At 61.1% G+C, this 25,492-nt stretch carries 25 protein-coding genes; 9 read left to right on the plus strand and 16 right to left on the minus strand.

All coding sequences use genetic code 11. The features are described from left to right. Positions 1 to 52: 52 nt before the first annotated feature. Both CJ178_RS11890 and CJ178_RS11895 read left to right on the plus strand, forming a co-directional pair. Positions 53 to 787, plus strand: a complete 735-nt coding sequence (locus CJ178_RS11890; protein WP_033235533.1) for a TetR/AcrR family transcriptional regulator — start codon at positions 53 to 55, stop codon at positions 785 to 787. Positions 788 to 836: 49 nt separating this feature from the next. Next, positions 837 to 1,691 (plus strand): polyphosphate kinase 2 family protein, encoded by an 855-nt coding sequence (locus tag CJ178_RS11895; RefSeq protein WP_095886754.1) that lies wholly within the window; start codon positions 837 to 839, stop codon positions 1,689 to 1,691. 27 nt (positions 1,692 to 1,718) lie between these two features. Here the strand turns inward: CJ178_RS11895 and CJ178_RS11900 are convergent, their stop codons facing one another. Beyond that, positions 1,719 to 1,940, minus strand: coding sequence for a hypothetical protein (locus CJ178_RS11900; protein ID WP_033235535.1), 222 nt, complete (start codon positions 1,938 to 1,940; stop codon positions 1,719 to 1,721). A gap of 100 nt (positions 1,941 to 2,040) precedes the next feature. Here CJ178_RS11900 and CJ178_RS11905 point away from each other — a divergent pair, with 100 nt between their 5' ends. After that, positions 2,041 to 2,619 carry a DUF2231 domain-containing protein gene (locus CJ178_RS11905; protein ID WP_045063917.1) on the plus strand — a complete coding sequence of 193 codons (579 nt, stop codon included), beginning with the start codon at positions 2,041 to 2,043 and terminating at the stop codon, positions 2,617 to 2,619. A gap of 35 nt (positions 2,620 to 2,654) precedes the next feature. On the opposite strand, the gene CJ178_RS11910 is transcribed toward CJ178_RS11905, so the two are convergent. Then, positions 2,655 to 3,083: a DUF6292 family protein gene (locus CJ178_RS11910; RefSeq protein WP_045063918.1), complete on the minus strand. Its 429-nt coding sequence runs from the start codon at positions 3,081 to 3,083 to the stop codon at positions 2,655 to 2,657. A 118-nt stretch (positions 3,084 to 3,201) separates the two neighbouring features. Here CJ178_RS11910 and CJ178_RS11915 point away from each other — a divergent pair, with 118 nt between their 5' ends. Continuing rightward, entirely contained in the window at positions 3,202 to 4,473 is a 1,272-nt protein-coding gene (locus CJ178_RS11915) for a glycosyltransferase (protein ID WP_095886755.1), read from the plus strand. 79 nt (positions 4,474 to 4,552) lie between these two features. On the opposite strand, the gene CJ178_RS33705 is transcribed toward CJ178_RS11915, so the two are convergent. After that, complete coding sequence (locus CJ178_RS33705) at positions 4,553 to 5,092, minus strand: STAS domain-containing protein (protein ID WP_342393910.1); 540 nt, start codon at positions 5,090 to 5,092, stop codon at positions 4,553 to 4,555. Between the two features lie 355 nt (positions 5,093 to 5,447). Here CJ178_RS33705 and CJ178_RS11925 point away from each other — a divergent pair, with 355 nt between their 5' ends. Next, the gene (locus CJ178_RS11925) at positions 5,448 to 5,879 is read left to right on the plus strand and encodes an ATP-binding protein (RefSeq protein WP_033235536.1); all 432 of its coding nucleotides are present in this window, start codon (positions 5,448 to 5,450) and stop codon (positions 5,877 to 5,879) included. Further along, positions 5,876 to 6,688, plus strand: a complete 813-nt coding sequence (locus tag CJ178_RS11930) for a SigB/SigF/SigG family RNA polymerase sigma factor (RefSeq protein ID WP_033235537.1) — start codon at positions 5,876 to 5,878, stop codon at positions 6,686 to 6,688. Before CJ178_RS11925 ends, CJ178_RS11930 begins: the two co-directional genes overlap by 4 nt. A 19-nt stretch (positions 6,689 to 6,707) precedes the next feature. Here the strand turns inward: CJ178_RS11930 and CJ178_RS11935 are convergent, their stop codons facing one another. The 4 genes from CJ178_RS11935 to aceA all read right to left on the minus strand — a co-directional run bounded on the left by CJ178_RS11935 (position 6,708) and on the right by aceA (position 12,582). Next, entirely contained in the window at positions 6,708 to 7,748 is a 1,041-nt protein-coding gene (locus CJ178_RS11935; protein ID WP_095886756.1) for an NAD(P)-dependent alcohol dehydrogenase, read from the minus strand. A gap of 65 nt (positions 7,749 to 7,813) precedes the next feature. Further along, complete coding sequence (metE, locus tag CJ178_RS11940) at positions 7,814 to 10,120, minus strand: 5-methyltetrahydropteroyltriglutamate--homocysteine S-methyltransferase (protein WP_095886757.1); 2,307 nt, start codon at positions 10,118 to 10,120, stop codon at positions 7,814 to 7,816. Between the two features lie 90 nt (positions 10,121 to 10,210). Next, positions 10,211 to 11,107 (minus strand): 3-hydroxybutyryl-CoA dehydrogenase, encoded by an 897-nt coding sequence (locus CJ178_RS11945; protein ID WP_033235540.1) that lies wholly within the window; start codon positions 11,105 to 11,107, stop codon positions 10,211 to 10,213. A gap of 185 nt (positions 11,108 to 11,292) precedes the next feature. Further along, the gene (gene aceA, locus CJ178_RS11950) at positions 11,293 to 12,582 is read right to left on the minus strand and encodes an isocitrate lyase (protein ID WP_003941533.1); all 1,290 of its coding nucleotides are present in this window, start codon (positions 12,580 to 12,582) and stop codon (positions 11,293 to 11,295) included. 520 nt (positions 12,583 to 13,102) lie between these two features. Here aceA and CJ178_RS11960 point away from each other — a divergent pair. The 3 genes from CJ178_RS11960 to ramB are packed head-to-tail and all read left to right on the plus strand — an operon-like array spanning position 13,103 to position 16,147. Beyond that, positions 13,103 to 13,390 carry an FmdB family zinc ribbon protein gene (locus tag CJ178_RS11960; protein WP_095886759.1) on the plus strand — a complete coding sequence of 96 codons (288 nt, stop codon included), beginning with the start codon at positions 13,103 to 13,105 and terminating at the stop codon, positions 13,388 to 13,390. A 28-nt stretch (positions 13,391 to 13,418) separates the two neighbouring features. Beyond that, positions 13,419 to 14,678, plus strand: a complete 1,260-nt coding sequence (fmdA, locus tag CJ178_RS11965) for a formamidase (protein WP_095886760.1) — start codon at positions 13,419 to 13,421, stop codon at positions 14,676 to 14,678. A 56-nt stretch (positions 14,679 to 14,734) separates the two neighbouring features. Beyond that, on the plus strand, positions 14,735 to 16,147 hold the full coding sequence (gene ramB, locus CJ178_RS11970) for an acetate metabolism transcriptional regulator RamB (protein WP_033235543.1): 1,413 nt from the start codon (positions 14,735 to 14,737) through the stop codon (positions 16,145 to 16,147). Between the two features lie 10 nt (positions 16,148 to 16,157). On the opposite strand, the gene CJ178_RS11975 is transcribed toward ramB, so the two are convergent. From CJ178_RS11975 to CJ178_RS12015, 9 genes are all read right to left on the minus strand, one after another. After that, positions 16,158 to 17,180 carry an alpha/beta hydrolase gene (locus tag CJ178_RS11975; protein WP_257013110.1) on the minus strand — a complete coding sequence of 341 codons (1,023 nt, stop codon included), beginning with the start codon at positions 17,178 to 17,180 and terminating at the stop codon, positions 16,158 to 16,160. A gap of 133 nt (positions 17,181 to 17,313) precedes the next feature. Continuing rightward, the gene (locus tag CJ178_RS11980; RefSeq protein ID WP_230590255.1) at positions 17,314 to 18,249 is read right to left on the minus strand and encodes an alpha/beta hydrolase; all 936 of its coding nucleotides are present in this window, start codon (positions 18,247 to 18,249) and stop codon (positions 17,314 to 17,316) included. Positions 18,250 to 18,377: 128 nt separating this feature from the next. Then, the gene (locus CJ178_RS11985; RefSeq protein WP_033235546.1) at positions 18,378 to 20,024 is read right to left on the minus strand and encodes a class I adenylate-forming enzyme family protein; all 1,647 of its coding nucleotides are present in this window, start codon (positions 20,022 to 20,024) and stop codon (positions 18,378 to 18,380) included. A gap of 9 nt (positions 20,025 to 20,033) precedes the next feature. Then, positions 20,034 to 20,738: an ABC transporter ATP-binding protein gene (locus CJ178_RS11990; RefSeq protein ID WP_095886762.1), complete on the minus strand. Its 705-nt coding sequence runs from the start codon at positions 20,736 to 20,738 to the stop codon at positions 20,034 to 20,036. Beyond that, positions 20,722 to 21,516, minus strand: coding sequence for an ABC transporter ATP-binding protein (locus CJ178_RS11995; RefSeq protein ID WP_095886763.1), 795 nt, complete (start codon positions 21,514 to 21,516; stop codon positions 20,722 to 20,724). The genes CJ178_RS11990 and CJ178_RS11995 overlap by 17 nt, the downstream gene beginning before the upstream one ends. Then, entirely contained in the window at positions 21,513 to 22,517 is a 1,005-nt protein-coding gene (locus CJ178_RS12000; protein ID WP_045063945.1) for a branched-chain amino acid ABC transporter permease, read from the minus strand. Before CJ178_RS12000 ends, CJ178_RS11995 begins: the two co-directional genes overlap by 4 nt. Further along, positions 22,517 to 23,392, minus strand: a complete 876-nt coding sequence (locus CJ178_RS12005) for a branched-chain amino acid ABC transporter permease (RefSeq protein WP_033235550.1) — start codon at positions 23,390 to 23,392, stop codon at positions 22,517 to 22,519. The genes CJ178_RS12000 and CJ178_RS12005 overlap by 1 nt, the downstream gene beginning before the upstream one ends. A 15-nt stretch (positions 23,393 to 23,407) precedes the next feature. Continuing rightward, entirely contained in the window at positions 23,408 to 24,592 is a 1,185-nt protein-coding gene (locus CJ178_RS12010; RefSeq protein WP_092802227.1) for an ABC transporter substrate-binding protein, read from the minus strand. A 116-nt stretch (positions 24,593 to 24,708) separates the two neighbouring features. Then, positions 24,709 to 25,452, minus strand: a complete 744-nt coding sequence (locus CJ178_RS12015; protein ID WP_095886764.1) for a TetR/AcrR family transcriptional regulator — start codon at positions 25,450 to 25,452, stop codon at positions 24,709 to 24,711. Positions 25,453 to 25,492: the final 40 nt, after the last annotated feature.

Raw genomic sequence — 25,492 nt, forward strand, 5'->3', positions numbered from 1 at the left:
AACGGAATGAGACCGCTCGGACGTGGATCGCACCACAGATATGAGATACCCCGTGGCTAAGAACGCTGTGCAGGACAACGAGCAGGTAGACGGCCCAGTTGTCGCTGACACGAAGCCCGAGAAGTCCGACGGACGCAAACGACGCTGGCGCGAACACAAGATCGCCAGACGTGAAGAGCTTGTCGACGGCACCATCGCAGCGATCCGGGCGCGTGGCCGTGAAATCGGTATGGATGAGATCGCGTCCGAAATCGGCGTGTCCAAGACTGTCCTCTACCGCTACTTCACTGACAAGAGTGACCTGACGACGGCCACGATGATGCGGTACGTCGAGACAATTCTCGCGCCGCGCATCTATCAGGCCATCAGCGACGAACTCGACGATTTCGAACTGACACACGCAACGATCACCGCGTATGTCGAGACTGTTGCGTCGGACCCGGCGATCTACCTCTATGTCATGGCAAACGGAGCCGGCGCAAGTCGTGACGTCGTCGCCGAGTCGGAGCGAATGATCGCCGAACTCCTGTCCACGGTGCTGGGCAATCGTCTGCGCGAGATGGAAATGGATTCCGGCGGATCTCTGCCGTGGGCGTACGGCATCGTCGGCGGTATTCAGTTGGCGACGCACTGGTGGATCTCCAACAAGTCGATGTCCGCTGAATCCTTGATCGACTACTTGACGATGATGACGTGGGGCGGCATCACCGGTATCGCCGCCGTCAAGGGTTCGCCGGCCAAGTTCAAATCCATGCCTCATCCGCTGATCGCTCCCGAAAACGACTGAGCCTGAAGTTCCCACGGAGGCCACCTCGGCTGTGGCACAGTCTCCGGGTATGACAGACGACTCGCTGTGGGAAACACCGGCCGTGACGATTCTTCGATCGCAGTCTGGCTTCGATCTCGAAGGTCTCGACCGCAACAGCACTCCGGGATTCACCGGGAAGAAAGCTGACGGCGAGCGTCTCCTCGAAGAACGCGGCGCCGTGCTGTCTGGCTTGCAGGAACTGTTGTATGCCAACGGTCGCTCGGGTGACTCGCGGTCAGTCCTCCTCGTCCTGCAGGGAATGGACACCTCGGGCAAGGGCGGAATGGTCCGCCACGTCGTGGGGCACGTCGATCCACAGGGTGTCGACCACGCGTCCTTCGGTGTTCCGACAGACGAGGAAAAGCAGCACCACTACCTGTGGCGGATCAAGAAGCAACTTCCCCGCGGCGGTTATCTCGGGGTGTTCGACCGCTCCCACTACGAGGACGTTCTTGTGGTGCGAGTTCACGATCTGGTGCCGCCGGATGTCTGGGGAGCACGTTACGACGAGATCAATCAGTTCGAGAAGGAACTGGTCGACGCCGGCACCACCATCGTCAAGGTCGCGATGTTCGTATCGCTCGACGAGCAGAAGAAACGTCTGCAGGAGCGACTCGACCGGCCGGAGAAGTACTGGAAGTACAACCCGGGCGACGTGACCGAACGGAAACTGTGGCCCGCATATCAAGAGGCCTATCAGGCGATGCTCGACAACACGTCCACCGAGCACGCCCCGTGGTACGTCGTGCCGTGTGATCGCAAGTGGTACAGCCGCATCGCCGTCACCGAACTGTTGATCGACGCATTCGAGAGCCTCGACCTGTCATGGCCGCCAGCCGATTTCGACGTCGAGATCGAGAAGGCTCGACTCGCCGAGTCCTGATGATATTCAGAACAGCCTGATGGAGAGTCAGAACAAGTGGGGCGTTTCCCGATGCACCTTGTGATCGTGCCGAACGGTTCCGCTGTACAGCGCGATCATGAGGCCTATGGACACCGCTGCCGCCAACCCCGAAACCAGCGCCCAGCCGGCGTTGCCTGATCCGGCTGCGAAGAGGAATCCGCCCAGACAGACCACAGTGACTAGAACCAGGAAGTACGACGCCCAGGCCGCAAAGAGATTGAGCTTCATGTTGGCTCCTCGGATCGGATCTCTTTCGATTCGACCGTACGCCTGAGCACACAGCCCGACAAGCGGGTTTCCCCGGCGACACCTGGGGTAGCCGAATTACATGAATATCGGAAACCTTTTCCGCAGAATCGAATCCGCCGACCAACTGGACGGTCCGTCCACAGGGCTTCAACGCAGAATCCTCGACGCAACCTCACGCTCACCGGCTACGCGCAAAGTTGCGTCGATCCTTCGTGGATCACCAGTCGAGCACCCGCTACATCCCGCACTGGTGGCCGTTCCCATCGGAGCGTGGACTGCATCCGTTGTGTTCGATTATGTTGTGCGGGACCCGAAAACAGTGCGCAACCTGATCCTTCTCGGACTGGTCACAACACCGCCCGCCCTCATCACGGGCTGGCTCGATTGGTCTGAACGCGACACGATCGCGCGCCGGGTCGGGCTCGTCCACGCAGCGAGCAATGCGGTAGGCATCGACGCTTTCCTGGTGTCGTACTTCTTGCGCAGCAACGATTCCCCGCCTCCGCTACTCGCGCGGCTGCTTTCACTGGTCGGGCTGAGCGCCATCGGTGTCGGCGGCGCAATCGGCGGGCACATCGTGTTCCGGCTGATGGATGATCTGGACACAGAGGCGGCGTCAGCGCCGGTCCTGGATCCGGCACTGAACGTAGTGAACTAGTTGATCTGAACGTAGTGGTGAGTTAGCGGATTCGATCAGTTCGCGTCGTGACCGTATTGACGGAGCAGGCGCGCAGTCCGATCGGAATCTGCCAACGGACGATCGTTGGTCCACGACGCGCGTCGACGCATCCGGGCGTCAGGAGTGCCGACGCTCGCGCCGAATGCCGCGACCACGTCCGCAGTGGGCACTGCGTCGTCCCCGAAGTATCCGAGAACGATCAGATCCTCACCCGATCGGGTTTCCACTGCCAACGCCCAACCACATGTTTCCTCCCACAGCAATGCAACTTCCCGGCCGGGGAAACGTGGCACCTCTCGATCGAGGGCGATGTACGCCTCCATCGGATGCTCACCCCGGCAGCACCATTGCTCGATTCCTGCGCCGACGCCCTCGGCCACCGACTGGATGTACCGCTGGAATCCGAGCCCCACACTCGCGTCGACTAGTACCTGTTCGGTCATCGATCCACTCCTCACCGTGCGTGTTTGAAATGTGCCCATCCCGGGGCGCAGCGAAACCCGGTTCAGATCATGCACTGGGGGTATCCGAAGACGAAACAGTCAACCGAGAGGCGCCCAGATGACTTATTCGCCCGCCATCGCACCCGGACGAATGCTTAATATCTCCATGGTGTCGGTCAATGCGGACCCACTGGCTCAGGTGGGCAATTCCGTTGCCGGACGCCAGCATCTGCACGTCGACGAGTTGTCCTCGGCGCTCGTTCGCGCGGGCCATGACGTTACGGTGTACACGCGGCGGCAGAGTGCGCACGGTCCCGACCGTGTTCGCGCACGCGGTGGTTATACCGTCGTGTATGCCGAAGCCGGTCCGCTGCATGCGCTGAGCGACAAGGAACTACTGCAGTATCTCGGCGAATTCGGTAGTGAACTACGGAATTTGTGGACTCTGGACCGGCCCGACGTAGTGCACGCGCATTTTTGGATGTCGGGTATAGCCACGGAACTGGCAACGAGGATTCTCGGCATCCCGGTTTTGCAAACATTCCATTCGCTCGGTATCACGGAACGGCGCCATCTCGGCTTGTCCGACGAAAACCCCTCGGAGCGTTCCCATCTGGAGCAGTTGGTTGCGAAGGGTGCGACGCATGTAATCGCGACGAGCTCGGACGAGGTGTTCGATCTCGTCCGGCTCGGCTCGCCTCGCTCGCGGACAACCATGGTTCCGTCCGGCGTCGACATCGACCACTTCACTCCGGAGGGGCCGCGGGCAAAACGAAACGCGCCGCACCGATTGTTGTGCGTCGGAAGGTTGGTAGAGCAGAAGGGATTCGACATCGCGATAGCGGCTCTGGCGTCGCTGCCCGACACCGAGTTGGTGGTGGCCGGCGGTCCACCGTCGTCAGGTCTGCCCACCGACGAGATCGCCACGCAGTTGCAGAAGCTCGCCGAACGACTGGGCGTCGCGGATCGAGTGAAACTTCTCGGCCGCGTTCCCCACCAGTCGCTGCCGAAGTTGATGCGGTCGGCGGACGCACTGCTCTGCACGGCCCGCTACGAACCGTTTGGCATCGTCGCGCTCGAGGCTATGGCTTGCGGTGTTCCCGTTGTCGCAACACCGGTCGGCGGGCTGCGCGACACCGTGGTGGACGGACTGACCGGACACCGCGTTCCGGTCGACAATCCGAAGCAGACCGCGAGGGTGGTTCGGCACCTGCTCGACAACGCTGAGGAAGGAGCCTTGTTCTCACGCGCGGGCAGAGCCAGGATGTGCGAATCGTATTCGTGGGAACACGTGGCCGGCGAAGTTGTGCGGACCTATGGTCGCTGCGTCACCGCGCCGCCCCGCACGCGGGCACACAGAGTCGCTCACCGAAGCGAAGTAGCTCGGTGAGCGACCCGATTCTCCTTAAGTTCGATTCGCCTTGACGCTGTATCTCCGATACTCCTTAACGCCGTATGACTCAGCGCTTTCAGGCAAGGAAACGTTTGGTTTCACCGAGGCCGACTGCGTGCTCCAACGAGGTGTAGCAGTCGAACATGGATTCCTGGCCGGCGGCTCTGAGGAGACGCTGAACCGGTCGACCACAGATCAAGGCAAGAGCACCGCCGGCATCCCGGGTGAGCGTGGCAAGGATCGACAACGACGACAACCCGCACATACCCATGAATTCGAGATCCGACATGTCGACAACCAGGGTCCGACCCGGCACAACCTGGCTGGACAGATAATCACGGAATGCGTTGACGCTCAACAAGTCGATTTCACCGCGAACCGAAATCACGACCGTAGAGGCACTGACCTTGTTCGCGCGAAACGAGGCGGTCGACGTCGCCGATGGCGGCGGACCGTAGTCGAGCGAACCTCGACCTGCGTACGAAAAGCCCGGTTTCGAACCTACGTTCGCCTTCCCAGGGACAGACGATCCAGAGACGGACGGCCCGGAAAGAGGCGATCCTGGAACAGATGATTTTGGAACAACAGTCATGGTTCTCCCATCCCGCAACGGCATACACTGTGCAAAGAAACGGGGGACATCCACCAGGGGCGCACGCGATATCGGGCCCCATAAATAATGGATAATCCCTCATCGGCTGTGTGCTCAACCTCGGTTAGGAACAGTACCCCGAGATGACGGAGGTCACAAGCGCGGTGTGAGCGTTCGGTTCGGTCGCACGTCACGAGCTGGTGGTCGAGGTTGCGCAAAGTTGTGGTTTGAACTGCACCCTTTGGAGGTAATCCCCATTAAGCGTCTGCGCACCGGCGTAGATATTTTCTGTATAGGGGTGTCTGTGATCGTATCGGTCGGTATGGTTCACCGCACCAGCGTCCGGGGCCGGCACCTGGTACGACGATCCGGAGAACTCATGCCACATCTCAGCGCAATCGAACCCGATCAGGATCGCACTCAACCCGTCGTCGAGTTGAGAATCCGGGCAACCCTTGACCAACTGTCGATATTGCGGGCGCTCGCTGCGACCGTCGCGATTCAGGAGAGCTTCGACCTCGACGCCATCGCCGACATCAGGCTGGCCATGGATGAGATCTGTACGCATCTCATCGTCCGAGCTCTCCCCGATTCTGTACTGGTGTGCCGATTTGTCTACGCGGCGTCCCAATTACATATTTCGGTCGCGACCACGACAGCTGAGTCCGACGGTGCCGACCAGCGATCCTTCGGGTGGCACGTCCTCACCGCCCTCACCGACTCGATTTCCCTTGATCAAGAAGAAGATCCGAATGGCGCCGGGTACATCACGACTATGAAGTTCACCAAAGCCGACGGCAGGCGCCAGTGACATCGTCCGCTCGCGGGGCATCGCCCGAGCATGGCCCACCGCGGCCGCGTCGTCGGTCGACAGACGAGTATCGAGACGTCATAGCCGTTTTCGAGAAGTTGGACACCCTCGATCGTCACGGAGTTGAGTACGAGCGAGTGCGGGCCGCGCTCATCACGCGCTGCCTGCCGCTGGCCGAGCACATTGCCCGGCGCTTCGACGGCCGCGGCGAGGCACATGACGACCTTGTTCAGGTCGCACGGCTGGGTCTGGTCAACGCGGTCGACCGGTTCGATGTCAGTCGTGGATCGGACTTCGTATCGTTTGCCGTCCCCACTGTCATGGGAGAAGTCCGTCGACACTTCCGGGACACCGGCTGGGCGGTCCGCGTTCCTCGCCGCATGAAGGAATTGCACTTCCAACTCGGCCAGGCGATCAGCGAGCTGTCACAGCAGTTGGGGCACGCTCCGACCGTCGACGAACTTGCGGCGACGCTGGGTGTCGAGCGCGAAGAAGTAGCCCAAGCGCTCATCGCCGGAAACGCTTATCAAACAGTGTCGGTCGACGGCGCTGCGTCCAACCACACCGACGATCTACCCCTGGTGGAAACTCTCGGCGATTACGACGCAGCTCTCGAAAATGTCGAAAATCACGAAGCTCTGCGGCCACTGCTCGAGAAGCTACCTGACCGGGAAAGGACCGTGTTGATGCTGCGGTTCTTCGGCAATCTCACGCAGACGCAGATCGCCGAGAAGGTCGGGGTATCGCAGATGCATGTGTCGCGGTTGCTCGCGAAGACTCTCAGTAGCCTTCGCGAGCAACTCGACTAACCCGCAGTAGCGACCGCGATCAGATTGTGGCCGTGTCGATGACAAATCTGTAACGGACGTCGCTTGCGACCACGCGATCGTAAGCGACGTTGATCTCACTTGCCGGAATGAGTTCGATCTCGGCTCCGATTCCGTGTTCGGCGCAGAAGTTCAGCATCTCCTGCGTCTGCGGAATGCCGCCGACCATGCTGCCGGCCAGGCTACGACGGTTCGCGGCAAGCGAGAACGCGCGCACCTCGATCGGCTTCTCCGGCAATCCCAATTCGACCAAGGTTCCATTGAGTGCGAGCAACGACATGTACGCGTCGATGTCGAGGTTGACCGAAACGGTGTTGAGAATCAGATCGAACTGTCCACGCAATGCCTTGAACGTTCCGGGGTCCTTGGTGGCGTAGTAGTGATCCGCACCGAAACGCAGACCGTCGTCCTGCTTGCTCAGTGATTGACTCAGGACGGTGACCTCGGCCCCCATCGCTTTGGCGATCTTCACACCGACATGGCCGAGTCCACCGAAGCCGATGATCGCAACCTTCGTGCCCGGTCCGGTTTTCCAGTGCCGTAGCGGCGAGTACAACGTGATACCTGCACACAGAAGTGGCGCCGCGACATCGAGTTCGATGCCGTCGGGGATCGAAAGAACAAAGTGTTCGTTGACGACGATGGACGTCGCATACCCACCTTGGGTGCGCTCGCCGTCGCGACCCTTGGCGTTGTAAGTGCCGGTCACTCCGGTGCGGCAGTACTGCTCCTCACCGGCGACGCACATGTCACATTCCCCGCAGGATTCGACAAAACAACCGACACCCACGCGGTCGCCGACCTTGTGCGTCGTCACCTCGGAGCCGATCGCGGCAACTACACCCGCGATTTCGTGGCCCGGGACAACCGGGTATTTTGTTCCGCCCCACTCATTTCGGGCGGAGTGGATGTCGGAGTGGCAGATTCCGGCAAACTTGATGTCGATGAGAATGTCCAGTGGACCGAGCTCGCGTCGTTCGATGGTGGTCTTCTCCAGAGGACCGTCAGCGGACATAGCGGCGTAAGCAGCAGCAGTAACCATGGGTACATGCCTACTCGCGCAAGAAGGGACCTGCAAATTGCAGGTCCCTTCTTGTACCGATTTGTCTAGTTGTCGGTATCCTGAGCGTTCTCGGCCCGGCGACGCAGTCGTCTCGCCGCCGCAACCAAGTTGCGCAGTGACGGCTCGAGCTGCCACGGATGGCGGGTCTTGAGCCCACCGTCCGGGTTTGCCCACAAACGATCGAGAGAAATCGATTCGCTTGCCTCCGTGAGCAATTCGTCGAGTTCGTCGATATCCGGGATCCTCGCCGAACGGGACTCGTACACACCGGGTCCGACGCCGTGTGTGAGCGCGCCTTCCTTCAGTGCGTCGAGCACCCACGTGATGGAGCGGGTCGCGACGATAGCCGTCACATCGGCGTCCAACCGTTCGATGGCGTCGACCACCGACGACCGAGCGGAGTACGTCAGATGCGTGTGAATCTGTGTTTCCGGCTTCGCTCCACCTGTTGCCAGACGGAACGCGTCGACGGCCCACTCCAGGTAGGCCTCCCGGCCGTCCTCACGTAGCGGCAGCAGTTCACGAATTGCAGGCTCGTCCACCTGGATGATGGCGATGCCGGCCGCTTCGAGATCTGCAATTTCGTCCCGAATGACAAGGGCCAGTTGCTCTGCCGTTTCGTAGAGCGGCTGGTCCTGACGGACGAAAGAACGGGCGATCATGGTGACCGGTCCGGTGAGCATGCCCTTGACCGGCTTGTCGGTCAGCGACTGCGCGTACGCAATCCATTCGACCGTCATCGGCTTCGGACGCGCGATGTCTCCGTAGAGAATCGGTGGACGCGTGCAACGAGATCCGTATGCCTGCACCCAACCGTTGTGCGTGAAGGCATAGCCTTCGAGCAGTTCGGCGAAGTACTGGACCATGTCGTTGCGCTCGTGCTCACCGTGCACGAGGACGTCGAGTCCGATATCCTCTTGCAGCCGGATGGTGCGTTCGATCTCTTCCTGGATGCGCTTGTAGTAGTCGTCCCACTCCAACCGACCCTCGCCGAGTTCGTAACGTGCCTGGCGGATTTCGTTGGTCTGCGGGAACGAGCCCAATGTCTGAGCCGGCACCAAGGGCAGGTTCAACCGTTCCTGCTGAGCCTTACGACGCTCTTCGTACGGAGCGCGGATACGATCTTCGGGCTTGACTGCGTTGACCCGAGCTCGCACGGCGTGCTTGAGCTTGAAGTGCACCTTTGTCGGACGCTTGCGCCACTTGTCCGACGGACCTTCGGTGAGGGCCTTCGCAAGTGTCACGACCTCGCCGACCTTCTGCTTGGCAAAGGCCAGACGATCCGCGACGTCTCCTGGGATGTCGTACTCGGAGAGCACGTCGTACGGCACGTGCAGCAGCGAAGACGACGTGGAGACAACAAGATCCGGGACAACGTCCTTGAGCTCGTTGAGGTAAGTCAAGGTGTTGAAACGATCGACTCGCCAGACGTTTCGGCCGTCGACCACACCGGCGTAGATCCGCTTGCGCTTGATATGGGGAACCGCAGCCAGTTCTTCGGCCGTGATCCGGCCGTGCACGAGGTCCAGTCCGAATGCCTCGATCTTGGTGGCAGCCAGGATGTTCAGAGCCTCGCCGAACTTGCCGTACGGTCCTGTGACCAGCAGACGCGGACGCAGCGGCGCGGTGGACAGCTTCTCGTACGCCCGCTTGAGCGCATCGAGCTCTTCTGCCGAGCGATCCTCCGTCACCGAAGGCTCGTCCAGCTGAACGCATGTTGCACCGGCCTTGGCCAACTGCTCGAACAGCTTCTCGTACACGGGAAGTAGATCGTCGAGTCGATCGAGCGGCGTGAAATCGGCGTCGACCGCTTCGGTTGCCGGCCCCACCTTGGAGAGCAGAAGCAACGACACCGGTCCCATGATCACGGGACGCAGTTCGATGCCTCGTTCCTTGGCGCGCTCGAATTCGTCGAGCAACGCCTCCGAGTGGAGTGAGAACTCGGTGGCGGCGTCGATCTCGGGCTGACGGTAGTAGTAGTTGGTGCCGAAGAACCGGACCAACTCCAGGGGCGGGAAGTCGGGACGCCCACGCGCCATCGTGAAGTAGAAATCGAGTGGGTCCAAAGCGCTTTCGAGCGGCTTGAACCGCTCGGGCACGGCGCCGAACAGCAAGGCGTTGTCGAGAACGTGATCGTAGAACGAGAAGGTATTGCCGGGAACCTGACTCAATCCCGTTGCAGCCAATTCGCTCCAGGTCGATTCCTGAAGTTCCTTGGCAACCGCGAGAAGTGCGTCCTTGTCGGAATTGCCGTGCCAGTAGGACTCGAGGGCACGCTTGAGCTCCCGCCGCGGCCCGATGCGCGGGTACCCCAGGACGCTGGAGCCGAATGCTGCAGTGCTGCTGGACATGCGGTCGACCTTTCTAACCGAGGGGCGCAAGCGCCCTGTGCGCCTTTGTGGTAGCCGGAACTACCAGAAAGGCGCACAGGGCCATTGGCCTTAGCTTGCCTGCTTGGCGGAACGACCGTTGTCGGTGTACTCGTAGAACCCTGCGCCGGACTTCTTACCCGTCAGACCGGCCTCGACCATACGGAGGAGCAGCGGCGGGGCGGAGTACAGCGGCTCCTTGAACTCTTCGTACATGGAGTCGGCGATGGACTTGACGGTGTCGAGTCCGACCAGGTCCGTCAGAGCCAGCGGACCCATGGGGTGCGCGAGGCCGAGAACCGTTGCCTTGTCGATGTCTTCCTTGGTGGCGAAGCCCGACTCGACCATGCGGATGGCCGAGAGCAGGTACGGCACCAGGAGTGCGTTGACGACAAAGCCGGAGCGGTCGGCACTGCGGACAACCTGCTTGCCAAGGACGTCACTGGCAAAAGCCTCGGCGCGCTGCGACACCGTGGAGCTGGTCTTGAGCGTCGTCACCAGTTCGACGAGCGGCAGAACCGGCACCGGGTTGAAGAAGTGCATACCGATGACTCGCTCGGGACGCTTGGTCGAGATACCCAGCTTCATGATCGGGATCGACGACGTGTTGGACGCGAGAACCGCATCCGGATCCGTCACGACCGCGTCGAGCTCGGCAAAGATTTCGCTCTTGATCTTCTCGTCTTCGACGACGGCCTCCACAACGAGCTGGCGGTCCGCGAAATCTCCCAGATCGGAGGTGAAACGCAGACGCCATGCGGCCTGCTCACGCTCACGTTCTGTGATCTTTCCGCTGCTCACGCCGCGGTCGAGCGAACGCAGGATGCGTGAACGCCCGGCTGCTGCAAGCTCGCGAGTCTGCTCGAAGACCAGAACATCGACATGTGCGCGGGCGCACACCTCGGCGATTCCGGCACCCATGATTCCGGCGCCGATAACGCCGACGCGCTGAATTTTTTCGCTGGTCACGTCAGCTCCTTGTTTGTCTCGTGGAGTTTGTCTGGTGGAGGTGTAGCTGTGGAAGCACTTCGAACCGCGTCGACGCTGATGGCCGGCGCAATCGGAACTGCTTTGAAGACGAAAGAGAAGTAGTGCGGTGATACAAGCAGGGGAGAGACCCGAAGCCGAGCCTCTCCCCCACCCGATGTCAGTTCTTAGTGGAACTGTCCCTCTTCGGTGGAGCCCTTGAGAGCTGCCGTCGAGGTGTTGGGGTCAACCGTGGTGGCGATGGTGTCGAAGTAGCCGGCGCCAACCTCACGCTGGTGCTTGATGGCGGTGAAGCCACGCTCTTCGGCAGCCTTGAACTCGCGCTCCTGCAGGTCGACGAATGCCGTCATACCTTCACGGGCGTAGCCGTAGGCCAGGTCGAACATGCCGTAGTTGAGCGAGTGGAAGCCTGCGAGCGTGATGAACTGGAACTTGAAGCCCATCGCGCCGAGCTCCTTCTGGAACTTCGCGATGGTCGCGTCGTCCAGGTGTGCCTTCCAGTTGAAGGACGGGGAGCAGTTGTAGGCCAGGAGCTGGTCCGGGAATTCGCTGCGAACGGACTCGGCGAACTTCTTTGCAACCTCGAGGTCCGGCACGCCGGTCTCCATCCAGATGAGGTCTGCGTACGGTGCGTAAGCCTTGGCGCGAGCGATGCAGGGCTCGATGCCGTTCTTGACGCCGTAGAAGCCTTCAGCCGTACGGGTTCCGTCGAGGAACGGGCGGTCGCGCTCGTCCACGTCGGAGGTGATGAGGGTTGCGGCCTCAGCGTCGGTGCGGGCGATGATGACGGACGGAACGTCCGCGACATCGGAAGCCAGACGAGCCGAGGTCAGGGTGCGGATGTGCTGCTGCGTGGGGATGAGAACCTTGCCGCCGAGGTGGCCGCACTTCTTCTCCGAAGCGAGCTGATCCTCCCAGTGAACGCCTGCTGCGCCGGCACCGATCATGGCCTTCTGCAGCTCGTATGCGTTGAGAGCGCCACCGAAGCCGGCTTCGGCGTCGGCAACGATCGGAGCGAGCCAGTTGCTGACGGAGGTGTCACCCTCGGTCTTGGCGATCTCGTCGGCGCGCAGCAGTGCGTTGTTGATGCGACGAACGACGGTCGGAACCGAGTTGGCCGGGTAGAGGCTCTGGTCCGGGTACGTGTGGCCCGAGAGGTTAGCGTCGCCGGCAACCTGCCAGCCGGAGAGGTAGATGGCCTTGAGGCCGGCGCGAACCTGCTGCACAGCCATGTTGCCGGTAAGTGCACCGAGGGAGTTGATGTAGTCCTCGTTGTTCACGAGATCCCAGAGGATCTCGGATCCGCGGCGAGCGAGGGTCTGCTCCTCGACGACGGTGCCCTGGAGCTTGACGACCTGATCGGCCGTGTAGTTACGAGTTACGCCCTTCCAGCGAGGGTTGGTGTCCCAATCCTGCTGAAGCTCTGCTGCGGTCTTCGGGGTGCCGGTGGTCGACATCAAGACTCCATCTCTTAGATCTACTGGTCTGGCCCGTTGTGAGCGGTACGTGCGTACTGCTTCACATCCTTGCCAGGCCCTTTTTGTGTACTCATCGAGAATGACACATCGAAAAAGTGCCGTCTACCTGTTGCTAATGCCAATCTTCGCTAGCTTTTCAACACACTTTGCTAAGACTGTGAAGATCGAGAGGGGTTCAAACCTCGCCAATCGGGCAGGTTTCCTACTGGCCGGTAGCAAGAAACTGCAGGCTGTGAACGAAATGCACGCAACCCTTTGCGACGACGCAAGCGCGCCGCCGGCGGGCAACTCCAGCATCACTCCCAGCAACATTTTGTGACTCGAAGTGACCGCAATCACGCCCGTCGGGGTGGAATTCGCAGATTCACCGTGCGCAGGCGGGATTTATTGCACACAAGTTGCCTCGAAACGTGCGCTTCGGCCTGATTTCGCACACTTGTGTGCGCCTGGGCTCGTCGTTCCGCTGCCGCCGACGCCAACCTCCACTAGCGTGACGGCCATGCCCCTGTACGAGTTTCGCTGCACCGGCTGCGGACCGCTCGAACGGTCGTTTGCGATGGCCGAGGTTCCCGCGTCGATTGTGTGCCCACAATGCTCCGCCGATTCCCGACGCGTGATGTCCACACCGAGATTGAGTCACGCATCCTCTGCCGCGATGGGACTACTCGACGCCACTGCGCGATCCGCACACGAGCCGGCAGTAGTCAACGGCTCACTACCGGGCACTCGCCGCACTGTCACCCCGACTACGTCTAATCCGTTGCACCGCAAGCTACCTCGCCCCTGAGTATCACCTTCGATGATGAGGAGTTCACATGCCGGAGTTGCTGTTCCCCCTCGATTCCACCAAGAAGTTCACCGAGCAGGCCATCGTCGGCCATAACCGCTGGCACCCTGATATTCCGGCCGCAGTCACGGTGAAGCCGGGCGATGCGTTCCGGGTTCACTGCCGCGAGTGGTTCGACGGCGCCATTCACAACGACGACTCCGCGGACGACATCCTCAATGCGCCCCTCACCACCGTGCACACGCTTTCCGGCCCGTTTGCCGTCGAAGGGGCAAAGCCCGGCGACCTCCTGATCGTCGACATTCTCGACATCGGCCCTATCCCCCAAGAAGATTCGGGACCGTTGGCCGGCCAGGGCTGGGGGTACACCGGCATCTTCCCGCGTAACAACGGCGGCGGATTCCTCACCGAGCAGTTCCCCGACGCATACAAAGCGGTATGGGATTTCTCAGGGCAGACTGCTACGTCACGCCATATCCCACACGTGTCGTTCACCGGTATCGTGCACCCGGGACTCATGGGCACTGCGCCGTCAGCGGCCTTGCTCGCCAAGTGGAATGCCCGCGAAGGTGCATTGATCGCTACCGATCCCAATCGTGTTCCTCCGCTGGCACTTCCACCCGAGCCCCGTGACGCCGTACTCGGCACCCTCACCGGCGACGACTACACGCGTGTTGCCGGCGAGGCTGCCCGCACAGCTCCCCCGCGCGAGAACGGCGGCAACCAGGACATCAAGAACCTGACCAAGGGCAGCCGAATCTTCTACCCCGTATTTGTCGACGGAGCGAACCTGTCCGTCGGCGACCTGCACTTCTCCCAAGGCGACGGTGAGATCACCTTCTGCGGCGCCATCGAGATGGGCGGCTTCATCGATCTGCGCGTCGACATCATCAAAGGCGGCATGGACACCTACGGGGTATCCGAGAATGCGATCTTCATGCCGGGCAACACAGATCCGCAGTACTCCGAGTGGCTGGCATTCTCGGGCACATCCGTGACGCTGGACGGTGAGCAGAAGTATCTCGACTCCCATCTGTCTTACCAGCGCGCCTGCCTGCACGCGATCGAATACCTCACGAAGTTCGGCTACGCACCGGAGCAGGCATATCTGCTACTCGGCGCCGCGCCGATCGAAGGCCGGCTCTCCGGCGTCGTCGATATTCCGAACTCCTGCTCGACGGTGTATCTCCCGACCGCGATCTTCGACTTCCCACTTGCCCCGTCTGCGAACGGTCCGTTCCAGATCGATCCCGGCATGGGTGCTCCGCGTTCGGAGGACAAAGCCTAGGTTAAGTCTGCAAACACTAGTTTGCGAACTTCCTACACCCCTCGTATCCTGGCTGAATGTCGAAAACCTTCGTCGGTGTCCGGCTCCGCCAACTGCGTACCGAGCGTGGGCTGAGCCAGGCGTCGTTGGCAAAGACGCTCGAAATATCGGCAAGTTACCTCAACCAGATCGAGCACGACGTCCGCCCGCTGACGGTGCCGGTCCTGCTGCGGATCAGCGAGGTGTTCGGTGTCGACACCACCTTCTTCTCGTCGCAGGACGACACGCGTCTGATCGCCGAAATGCGCGAGGTGGCTCTCGATCAGGAAATGGGTATCGACGCCGACGCGCACGAGATCGCCGAGATGGTGTCGAGCCATCCGGGGTTGGCGAAGGCGATGGTCAACATGCACCGCCGCTTCCGCAACACCACGGCGCAGCTGGCCGCGGCCACCGAGGATCGCTTTTCGGACGGCAGCGGCAGTGGTTCCATCACGATGCCCCACGAGGAAGTCCGCGACTACTTCTACCAACGGCAGAACTACATCCACGATCTTGATACTGCCGCGGAAGAACTGACGTCACGCCTGCGTTTCCACCGTGGCGACATCGCGGGCGAAATCGCCCGCCGTCTGGAAACGATTCACGACGTGCAGATCGTTCGCCGAATCGACCTCGGCGAGAACATTCTGCATCGGTACGACCCCGTGAACCGGGTCCTCGAGATCTCGTCGCACCTCTCCGGTGGTCAGCAGGTATTCAAGTTCGCCACCGAGCTGGCTTACCTCGAACACAACGACCTGCTCGACTCCCTCGTCGCCGAAGGGAACTTCACCAGCGAGGAATCGGTGTCGCTGGCTCGCCTCGGGCTGGCCAACTACTTCGCCGCGGCTACCGTCCTCCCGTACGGACAGTTTCACGATGTGGCCGAAGATTTCCGGTACGACATCGAACGTATGTCAGCGTTCTACTCTGCCAGCTACGAAACGATCTGCCACCGACTTTCGACGTTGCAGAGACCGAAACTACGCGGTGTCCCGTTCATGTTCGTCCGCGTCGACCGCGCCGGAAACATGTCGAAGCGTCAGTCCGCCACCGGCTTTCACTTCTCCACCAGCGGCGGCACCTGCCCCCTGTGGAATGTGTACGAAACCTTCTCCTACCCGGGCAAGATCATGCCGCAGATCGCCCAGATGCCTGACGGCAGACGGTACCTGTGGGTGGCGCGGACAGTCGAGCGCCGGGCCGCGAGGTACGGCCAGCCTCAGAAGATCTTTGCCATCGGATTGGGCTGCGAAATCCGCCATGCCCACCGTCTCGTCTACGGCGACGGCTTGGACTTGGACGAGTCCAATCCCGGCACACCGATCGGTTCGGGTTGCCGGGTGTGCGAACGCTTGAACTGCCCCCAGCGCGCTTTCCCTCCATTGGGCAAGGCCTTGGACATCAGCGAGCATCGAAGCTCGATCTCGCCGTACGTAATTCGATAGAGGCTCGACGCTACTGCGAATGCGCACGCAGGAATGCAACGGTGCGATCGAATGCGATCTGCCCGTCGAGAGTATCCAGATCGAACTGGTACTCGTGTTCGAGCGCCGGTTCGTAATCATCCGGGTAGAAGAGCGCGTCGACGTCGACACCCAGGCGAATAAGTGTGTCCGCAAACGGTTTCGACTGGCCGGCCGTCAGTTCGTCAGCATTGCCGCCGGTGATGAAGGTCGGGGGGAAAGCCGATGTGACGATGTTTATCGTCGACATCTGCCTGACCGCCGGTGAGTTCTCGAAGTCCTTGGTCCCGGTGTAGGCCCAAACGGATTCGCGGTCTGCCGTCCACCCGAATCTGCCGTCGGGATCGAGGAATTCGTACATATCGAAGACGCCACAGTCCAGGACGACGCCCCGGACCTGCTGTGGCGACAGGCTCGGCGTGACTCCGACTTCGGCGGCGTAGACCGGGTCGGTGATCATTGCAGCAATCTGGCTCGAGATCTGGCCGCCCGCAGAATCGCCGCCGAGGAAGAGTGCGTTCGGATCCACGTGCAACTGGTCCGCATTGTCGGTGATGTACCGATAGGCGTCGTTCAGTTGATGGAGCACTGTCGGGTACGTCGCATCCGGGCCCAGAGAGTAGTCCAGGGAGATGACCGTGAACCCTTGGCCGGCAAGACTCTTGTAGTAGCCCGAGTAATCTTCCTTGTCGCCGTAGACCCAACTACCACCATGAGTCCAGATGAGTGTCGGCAGCGCTGCCGACGCCGAATCCGGGAAATAGACGTCGAGTAGGGCATCCGGATCGCCGTTGCGGTAGGTCACGTCGGTACGCGTCTCGACGCCGGACGGAGCCAACTCCGACAGCGTCGCAGAAACCGAATCTGCACTTCCCTCCGCCATCCACCGCATTGCCAACGTCCCCGGCCATGGGCTGAAGTACGTCGCCGATCCGCCGATAATCATCAGCGTGAACACCGCGCTCAACAGGCCGAGCGCCCACCTGGGCAATCGACGTGTGGACGACTTGGGCACGGCAACTCCTGGGTGTCGGAAACAGCATCGGGCACAAGGCTAGCGGAGATGCGGTTCCTGGGAATTGCCTGTCAATTATCGACGACCAGATTGCCGGGATTGTCAAATTCTCAAGCAGAACAAGGGGATACGATCAATCAACCCGCGCCGACAGGAAATCCACGGTGCGCTCGAACGCCACCACACCGTCTGCACCATCGAGGTTGAACTGGTACTCATGTCCGAGCGGCGGCTCGTGATCTTCCGGAAAGAACAACGTGTCCACCTTGACGCCGAATCCAGTCAGCTTGTCGGCCAAAGGTTTCGACTGACGATCTGTCAGCGGGTCGGCATTGCCGCCACTGATGTAGGCGGGCGGGAAATCGGCCGTGACGTGATGGAGCGTCGACATCTGTTGTGCCGCTGTGCTATCGACAAAAAGGCGATCACCGGTATAGGCCCACAGCGAACGATCGACACCCCAGCCGATGATGCCGGGGCCACCTACCATGTTCGCAACATCGTAGATTCCGCAGTTCAGCACAACTCCGCGCAGTTGATCCGGATGCAAGGCCGGCTTCACACAGACAAGGTCCGCGTACTCCGGATTGGTGATGATCGTTGCCAATTGGCTCGACAACTGAGCACCTGCCGAATCACCGGCCAGAAATATCTTCGACGGATCGACGTGCAACCTCTCGGCGTTCGCGAGGATATATGCGTGCGCGTCGTTGAGCTGACCGATCGCCGTCGGATACCGATGCTCCGGTCCGATGGAGTAGTCCAGCGACACGACGGTGAAACCGCGCGAGGCAAGTAACTCGTAGTACGTGGCGTTGTTGGACTTGTTGCCGGAAATCCAGGCACCGCCGTGTGTCCACACCACGGTGGGGAGCGCGGTCTGCGTACCAGCCGGGAAATACACGTCCAGTCGGGCGTCGGAATCATCGGTGCGATAGTACTGATCCCGAATGGCGTCGACGCCTCCCGGCGCGTGTTTGCGCAGCTTGTCGGTGACCTTTGCTGCGTCACGGCCGAAGACCCAGCGCACAATCAGCGCGCCGGGCTTCGGGCTGCGAAGCAGAGTCATGAGTCGATGGGACATCGGTGTCCTGAGTCGATGGGACATCGGTGTCCTGAGTCGATATGGCATCGGAGTCCTGACAGCTCGGCACTAGGTTCGAATCAGACTAACCCGACACCGTCGAAGCCGCCGGATCAACAGATCGCCTCAGCCAGTTTCTCGCGCACAAGTTCCTTGACAGCGCCTTTGGCAACCTTTCCGCCGGCTGCCATAGGCAACTCCGCCAGCGTCATCACATACTCCGGAATGTATTCGCGAGTGATGCCCTGCTCACGCATCCACTCGGTGAGCTCTGCCGCGGACAGTGCCTCACTGTCCGTGGTCACGACAACGGCGCACACCTTTTCCCCGAACAGAGCGTCGTCGACGCCGACCGCGGCAACCAAATCCACCAGCGGGTGCGCACGGACGTATTCCTCGACTTCGACGGCGGAGATGTTCTTGCCACCACGAATGATGATGTCGGCCTTACGACCCACAACGCGGACGCGACCGTCCTCGTCGATTTCGACGATGTCGCCGAGCAGCATCCAGCCGTCTTCGGTGTACAGCTCGTTGTTGGCGTCGACGTCGCCCCAGTAGCCCTGACACATCAACGGTCCGTTGACCGCCGGTTGCCCGCGGCGCATGGATCCGACCACTTCTTTTGCGGCGTCGTCGAATACCCGAACCTGCATCCGGTCGATGACGTGACCACAGGTACGCAGCCTGGTGTCGGAGTCGTCGTCGACGGTGGTGACGGAGACGGCTCCGGTTTCGTTGGAACCGTAGAATTGCAGCACTGCTGCTCCGGTTCGTTCCTCGAATGCCAGCGCCTCCGAGTACGGAACCGCCTCTCCCCCGGTAAACATGACGCGCAACGTATCGAGGTTTGCGCTCGCAGCGGCGTCGGATCGCAACAGCATCTTGAATTGTGTACTCACACAGTTCAACACGGTGACGCCTTCACGTTCGATGAGATCGATCATCACCGCGACGTCGAATCGCTCCATGACCACGTTGGGGGCGCCAAGCAACGCGGGCAGGAAATGCGACGTCCACAGGCCGAAACCGAAGGGAGCCGGAACCGCCCCGAGGAAGACTTCTTCCGGTCCGACATCGGCTGCCTCTGCGCCGATCTCGGAGAATGCAACCCACCGATCTTCCGTCTGAGTTACCAGCTTCGGAAGTCCGGTCGTACCGGACGTCGAGTTAAGCATGGACACGGCAGCCGTCGAGAAGGTCGGGCTCGAGGCCTCGAAAACCCGCTTCGGCACGGGAAGAGAGACAACACCTCCCACCGCGGCGGCCCGTTCGAAACTCACGGCTCCGGTGTCATCGGCAAACACCACGTCGAGGGTGGGATGCGCCTGTCGCAGTTGTGAGATCAACTCCGTCGTGTCGACGCCGCGCAAAGATCGCGTCGTCACCAGAACTGTGGCGTCGGAACGTTCGATCAGATGCGAGATCTCGCGGAGCCCGGATCGCGACCCGATTCCCACGGCCACCCGGCCGGTCCGGTACGCGGCACACAGCGCGGCGTGGAAGACCATGGTGTCCGGAAGCAGCACCGCTACATGCCCGTATCCCTCACTGGAAAGTTCGAGTGCCGACGCAATGGCGTCCGCGGCCGCGTCGTACTGCGCCCACGAAATTCGCGAAGTCGGGGTGATGAAGGCCGTGCGGTCCGGAATGGTCTCCGACCAGTGACGGACTATTTCACTGATACTGACGCCGGAAAATCGATCCGGATCGAGGGCAAACTCGCCGATTGCCACGTCCAACGTTGTGGGTTCCTGCATGATCGTCGTTCATCTCCCCTCGGCGCTGTGCACGCCCATCGACAATTTGTAAGCAGCGTCCAGCGAAGCGGCGGAATCACATTCGCGCACAATCTCGCCGCGTTGCATCACGTACCCACGGTCCACGACCGCCTTCAATGCTGACAAAGCGGGCTCGGCCACAATCACCGTAACCCCTTCCGATGCCAGTTGTCCTACAAGCGTGCGTAATTCAGCCACGATCTTGGGCGCGAGACCGGTCATCATCTCGTCGAGAAGCAGCAACGACGGTTTTGCCAGCAACGCCCGGCCCAGAACCAGCATCTGCTGCTCACCACCACTGAGTACCCCGGCAAAACTCTCAGCGCGGTCCTTCAGAATGGGAAAGCGCGCAAAAGCCGAATCCACTGCGTCCGCGTTCAGACCTAGAAGATCGGCACCCACGCGTAGATTTTCGCGGACGGACATGCGCATGAACAACTGCCGTCCCTGCGGAACATAAGCAAAACCGCTGCGTGCGCGTTCGAGTGCCGACATCTTCTCGACACTGCGGCCATCGACGGTTATCCGGCCGGACGCCGGTACGGAACCGTAGATCGCACCCATCAGAGAAGTCTTGCCCGCACCGTTGGGTCCGAACAGCGCGGTGACCTGACCGGGGGCAGCGACGAAGCTGACGTCGCGTACCGCGATGGCCGATCCGTAACGGACAGTGACCTTATCGACCTCGAGCATTGCTCACACCCTCTTCGTCGTCGGAACCGAAATACACATCACGCATCGCGTCGCTGGACAGGCAGTCCTGCGGCGGACCGTAAAACGCGACGCCGCCGAAGTTCAGCAGGACAACCGTTGTCGCAAGTTCTGCGATGAGGTCGACGTTGTGATCGACGAGAACAACACCCTTGCCCTGCGCGGCAATGGAACGGACAGCGCCCGAAATAGCGTCGATGCCGTCGTGATCCGCGCCTGCAAACGGTTCGTCCAGGAGCAGCACTTCCGGACCGGTGGCCATCGCGCGCGCAACCTCGACCAACCGCTGCGCTCCCAGACTCAGATCCCCGCACGCGCTTTCGGTGTCGCTGATCGAATACTCCCGCGCGAGCGCCGAAGCCTGGTCCGACGCTTTGTCCCAGTTCTCGAACGGCCCCTTGATCGCCCACCACAGCGAGCGCAGCGGCGACGTGATCCGGTGCCCGTAGAGTCCCGGGATGATGTTGTCGACGGCATTGAGTTCGAGTGCCAACTGCGGATGCTGGAACGTACGCGAGAGCCCCTGCCTGGCACGACGTTCCGACGAGCCGCTCAGGGACTTACCGGCCATCGTGACCGTTCCGGAATCGGCTTGTTGGGTACCGAAGATGCAGTCGACGAGTGTTGTCTTGCCGGCGCCGTTCGGTCCGACCAGACCGATCACCTCACCGCGACCGACACTGAACGACACGTCGTCGACGGCACGCACACCGCCGTAGGACTTGTGGAGCCCACGAACCTCGAGCAACGGATCGGTCATCGGGAATCACGCTCCTGGTAGGTAGCAGTCAGACGGTTGATCAACGCGCGAGACCAACCGATCACGCCGCCAGGTGCGACGATCAGGATGACCAGAACCGCACCGGCCAGTAAGAGTTCACCACTGCCCTGATAGCCGGGCATGTTGAGTGTCACGATCACCACGATGAGAGCGCCGAGCGGCGCGCCCCACGCGGAGCCGCGGCCACCGATGATCGGCATGAAGATGGCAAGGAAGACGATGCTGAGCGTGAAGGTTTCCGGCGTCACCGCTTGAACCGAGACGGTGAAAAGCGATCCTCCGGTCGACGCGATTGCCGCGCCGATAGCCAGTGCCACGACGGTCAGATGCATCGGGTTGACACCGGATGCCCTGGCGACGTTCCGATTGTCCCGCGAAGCTTGCAACATCAGGCCCCACACGGACTTCCGCAGTCGATCGACCGCAACGGCGATGACGCAGACGAACAGAATCGCGAAAACGACCAACGCATAGCGAGGTGGTTCCCAGCCGAACATCGTGAGAGCCGCGACGCCCGAGATTCCCGCCGAACCGCCGGTGAAACTCGGTCCGTCGATGAGCCAGTGCTCGAAGGCAATTCCGAACAGTAGAGTCACAGCGGCGAGGTAGAATCCGGAAAGCTTCTGCGTGGCAAGACTGAGCAGCACTGCCACACACGCCGCGACCAGAGCGCCGATGAGCCACCCCCACCACATCGACATCCCGGTCTTCACCGACATCAAGGCAACCGCGTAAGCCCCGATCGCCGCGTAGGCGCTGTAGGCCATCGACAGGGAACCTGCCAGAACGAAGGGAACATACATCCCCAGTGCAATCAGCGAGTACGTCGCGGCCAGGAAGATAAGGTCCTGGCGGTACAGGCTAGGCCCCATCCACAGGAGAAGTACGGCAACAACTGTCACCGTAATCAGGGCTTCTCGCGACACGTTGCCGAGCCGCGCTCGCGACCTGATCGCGCGAGGTGTGGTTATCGCACCCATCAGACGCGCACCTTTCTCGAGAGCAGACCTTCCGGGCGGAAGGCGAAGAAGACCAGTGCGATCAGGAGGATCGCGGTCTGTGCGGCGCTGGCACCGAAGTAGTACGGCGCGAACACCTGGACGATGCCCAGCAACATTCCGCCGATCAGCGGTGCCCAGCTACGCCCGGTACCGCCGATGACCAGCGCGATGAATGCGGTGAGCGTCCAGGACAATCCACTGGTGAACTGCACGCCGGCTTTGGGAGCGAACAACAGTCCGGCGATCGCGGCGATGACGCCCGCGAGCGTGAAGGCAATCAATCGAACACGGTCGACCGGCAAGCCAAGTACCCGTGCTGCCTCAGGGTTGTCGCCCACGGCGCGCAGCAACCGGCCGGCGGTGGACCTGTTCAGCCACAGTCCGATTCCGATGAACACCAGCGCAGTCGCCACGATCAGAACTACAGTCGCGCTGTCGAGCGTTGCGCCGCCAACGGTGATCGGATCGAAGTCGAAGATCTTCTGCCCCGGCAACGGCGTACGCCCGAATACGGTTCCCGCAAGCTGCTGAATACCGAAGAGCACCGCCGTCACGGCTACCAAGGCCGGCAGCTCACCACGCCCCGAACGCTTCTGAACCTGCTTCACCACCAGCTTTTCGGTCAGCACCGAAAGCGCCACTGCAACAGCAATTCCCAGTGGCATGGCCAACCACAGCGCCAACCCGTGATTGACCGCGATCCAACTGCTCGCCATAGCCGCTGCCATGGCGTACGGACCCATCGCGAAGTTGAAGAAATCCGCGCCGACCACCACGAGGTACATCCCCAGGGCGATCAACGAGAAGAAAGCACCGATCTCGATGGCTGCAAGCCAGAGTTGTGCGTCTGTCATGTCAAAGCTCCTCGGTTATCCGCACGGGGGCTGATAGGAATCCCACGGATGGGCGGGCTTGTTGTCGTCACCGAATTCGATGAGCACCAGTCCGCACAGGCTGTCCGGGGCCAAGTGGTCGCCCGGGCTGAAGGACAGTGTCAAATCGTCCTGGCCGAAACTGGAGGGAAGACCCGAAACCTGCTGGAGTGCATCACGAACGGCGGTCCGGTCCTGATGATCACCGGCAATCTCGATGGCCTTCGCCAGCATCATGACCGCGTCGTACGATTGCGCGTCGTAGGCGGTCAACTGATAGTCAGCGCCCTTGACCGCGCGGACCTTCTCGGTCAACTCCGCAGTTCGCGCATTGTCGGCACTGAGCGATCCCATGTAGACCATGCCACTGAGGGCCTTCGGATCGGCCAAAGCCCACGACGCCGGCTGGTTTCCGATGGAGGCCAGTGAGAAACGCTGCGTCTCGGGAACGATCTTCGAAAGTGTGTTGTGCGCCAGAATCTCGAAGTGCCCACCGATGCTGGCCACAAGAATGGCGTCAGGCTTCGTTTCCGCGAGTCGCGACACCTGCGCCGTGAGGTCCGCGGCGTCTACCGGAGCCTTCTCGACGGCAGTGACCGTTGCGCACTTCTCCAGCGCCGGACGCAGCGTCTTGATGATGCCGTCGATGGAAGCGCTTGCATCACCGAGGATTCCGAGTGAGCGGTAGCCCAGCTTCTCGAACGCTCCGCAATACACCTCGGCATATTGCTTGAGCGAGTTGGGAATCATGAACGAATAGTCGTTGCCAGGAGGGGAAGCAAACGCGTCGCTGAGGACAACGGGGGCAATCGCCGGGATCTTCGACTGCTCGAGAATCGACTTCGCCTGCAGGACCGAGCCGCTGCCGGTCGCCAGAATGACGGCACTTGCGCCCTGATCGACCAATTTACGAATGATCGACGGCGTCTTGGTGGGACTGCTCTCGTCATTCTCGACAACGAGGCGGACGGGCTTGCCGTTGATCCCACCTGCCTGGTTGATCAAGTCGACGCTGAGGCGGACCGTCTTGCCCGCGATGGTGCTGTACGACGCACCGGGGCCCGTCGAATCCTCGTCCAGCCCGATCACGATCTCGTTGTCCGGAATGACTCCAGCAGATGCACACGCACCTGCCCCGAGCACGACTGCCGCGGCTAAGGCTATTGCCTTCCCGAGTCTCACATCCCACTCCTGTCCAAACGATATTTGGTAAATCAAACAAGCGCTTGATTCACGACGCTGGGCAGAAGTATGCACTGGGTCACATAGATAGTCAAAACCGCCGTAACAGGGAGCGATCAGCCCCGTTGTTCGGCCTGCAGATCGCGAATCGCGGTGCTCAGATCGCGGATAACCGACTTCAACTCGTCGACGTCCGAACGCAGTTCGGCAACCTCACCGACCGGCGGTGCAACGTCGACATTGTCAGCCTTGACCTTCACCCGAGCGAGCGCTGTAGAACCGTCTCCGCGGCGGGCAAAACCGTCGAGAAACACAAGGATCAAATTCCGCTGCAGTTCCGGCGCCAGCTCGGCCAACTGTGAACGGTATTGAGCCACCGTCGACCACACCGACTCCCGCATCAACCGATGAAACTGTTCAGGATCGATGTCTTCGCGAAACTCCCCGTCTGCAATCCCACTCGCAATTGCCGTGCGCCAGTAGCTGTGCGCCTTCTGGACCGCAACGGTGATCGGCGCGTCGGAAGGCTGGGACGACAGGATCGCCTCGCCTTGATAGACCTCGGTGGCGTATGGGTGGTCGAGCGCGGTATTGAACGAGACCTCGACCATGGACGCCAACCGGTCGCGAGCTGATCCGCCAGGTTCGATCGAGTCCTCGTATCTGATGTTGAGATCTTCGAGGAAACGCACGACTATTTCGTGCGCCATCGCATCCTTGGATTCGAAGTAGTGATAGAGGCTTCCGGACAGAATTCCGACCTCGTCGGCGATATCTCGCACCGTCGTTGCCGCGATACCACGCTCGCTGAACAATTTTGCCGCGTGAGTGAGTATCTCTTCCCGTCGGGTCGAACGCACTGGTCTAATCCCCTCATCAATCGTCAAGCGAATGCTTGAT

The organism is Rhodococcus sp. ACPA4, assembly GCF_002300185.1.
Taxonomy (GTDB): domain Bacteria; phylum Actinomycetota; class Actinomycetes; order Mycobacteriales; family Mycobacteriaceae; genus Rhodococcus_F; species Rhodococcus_F globerula.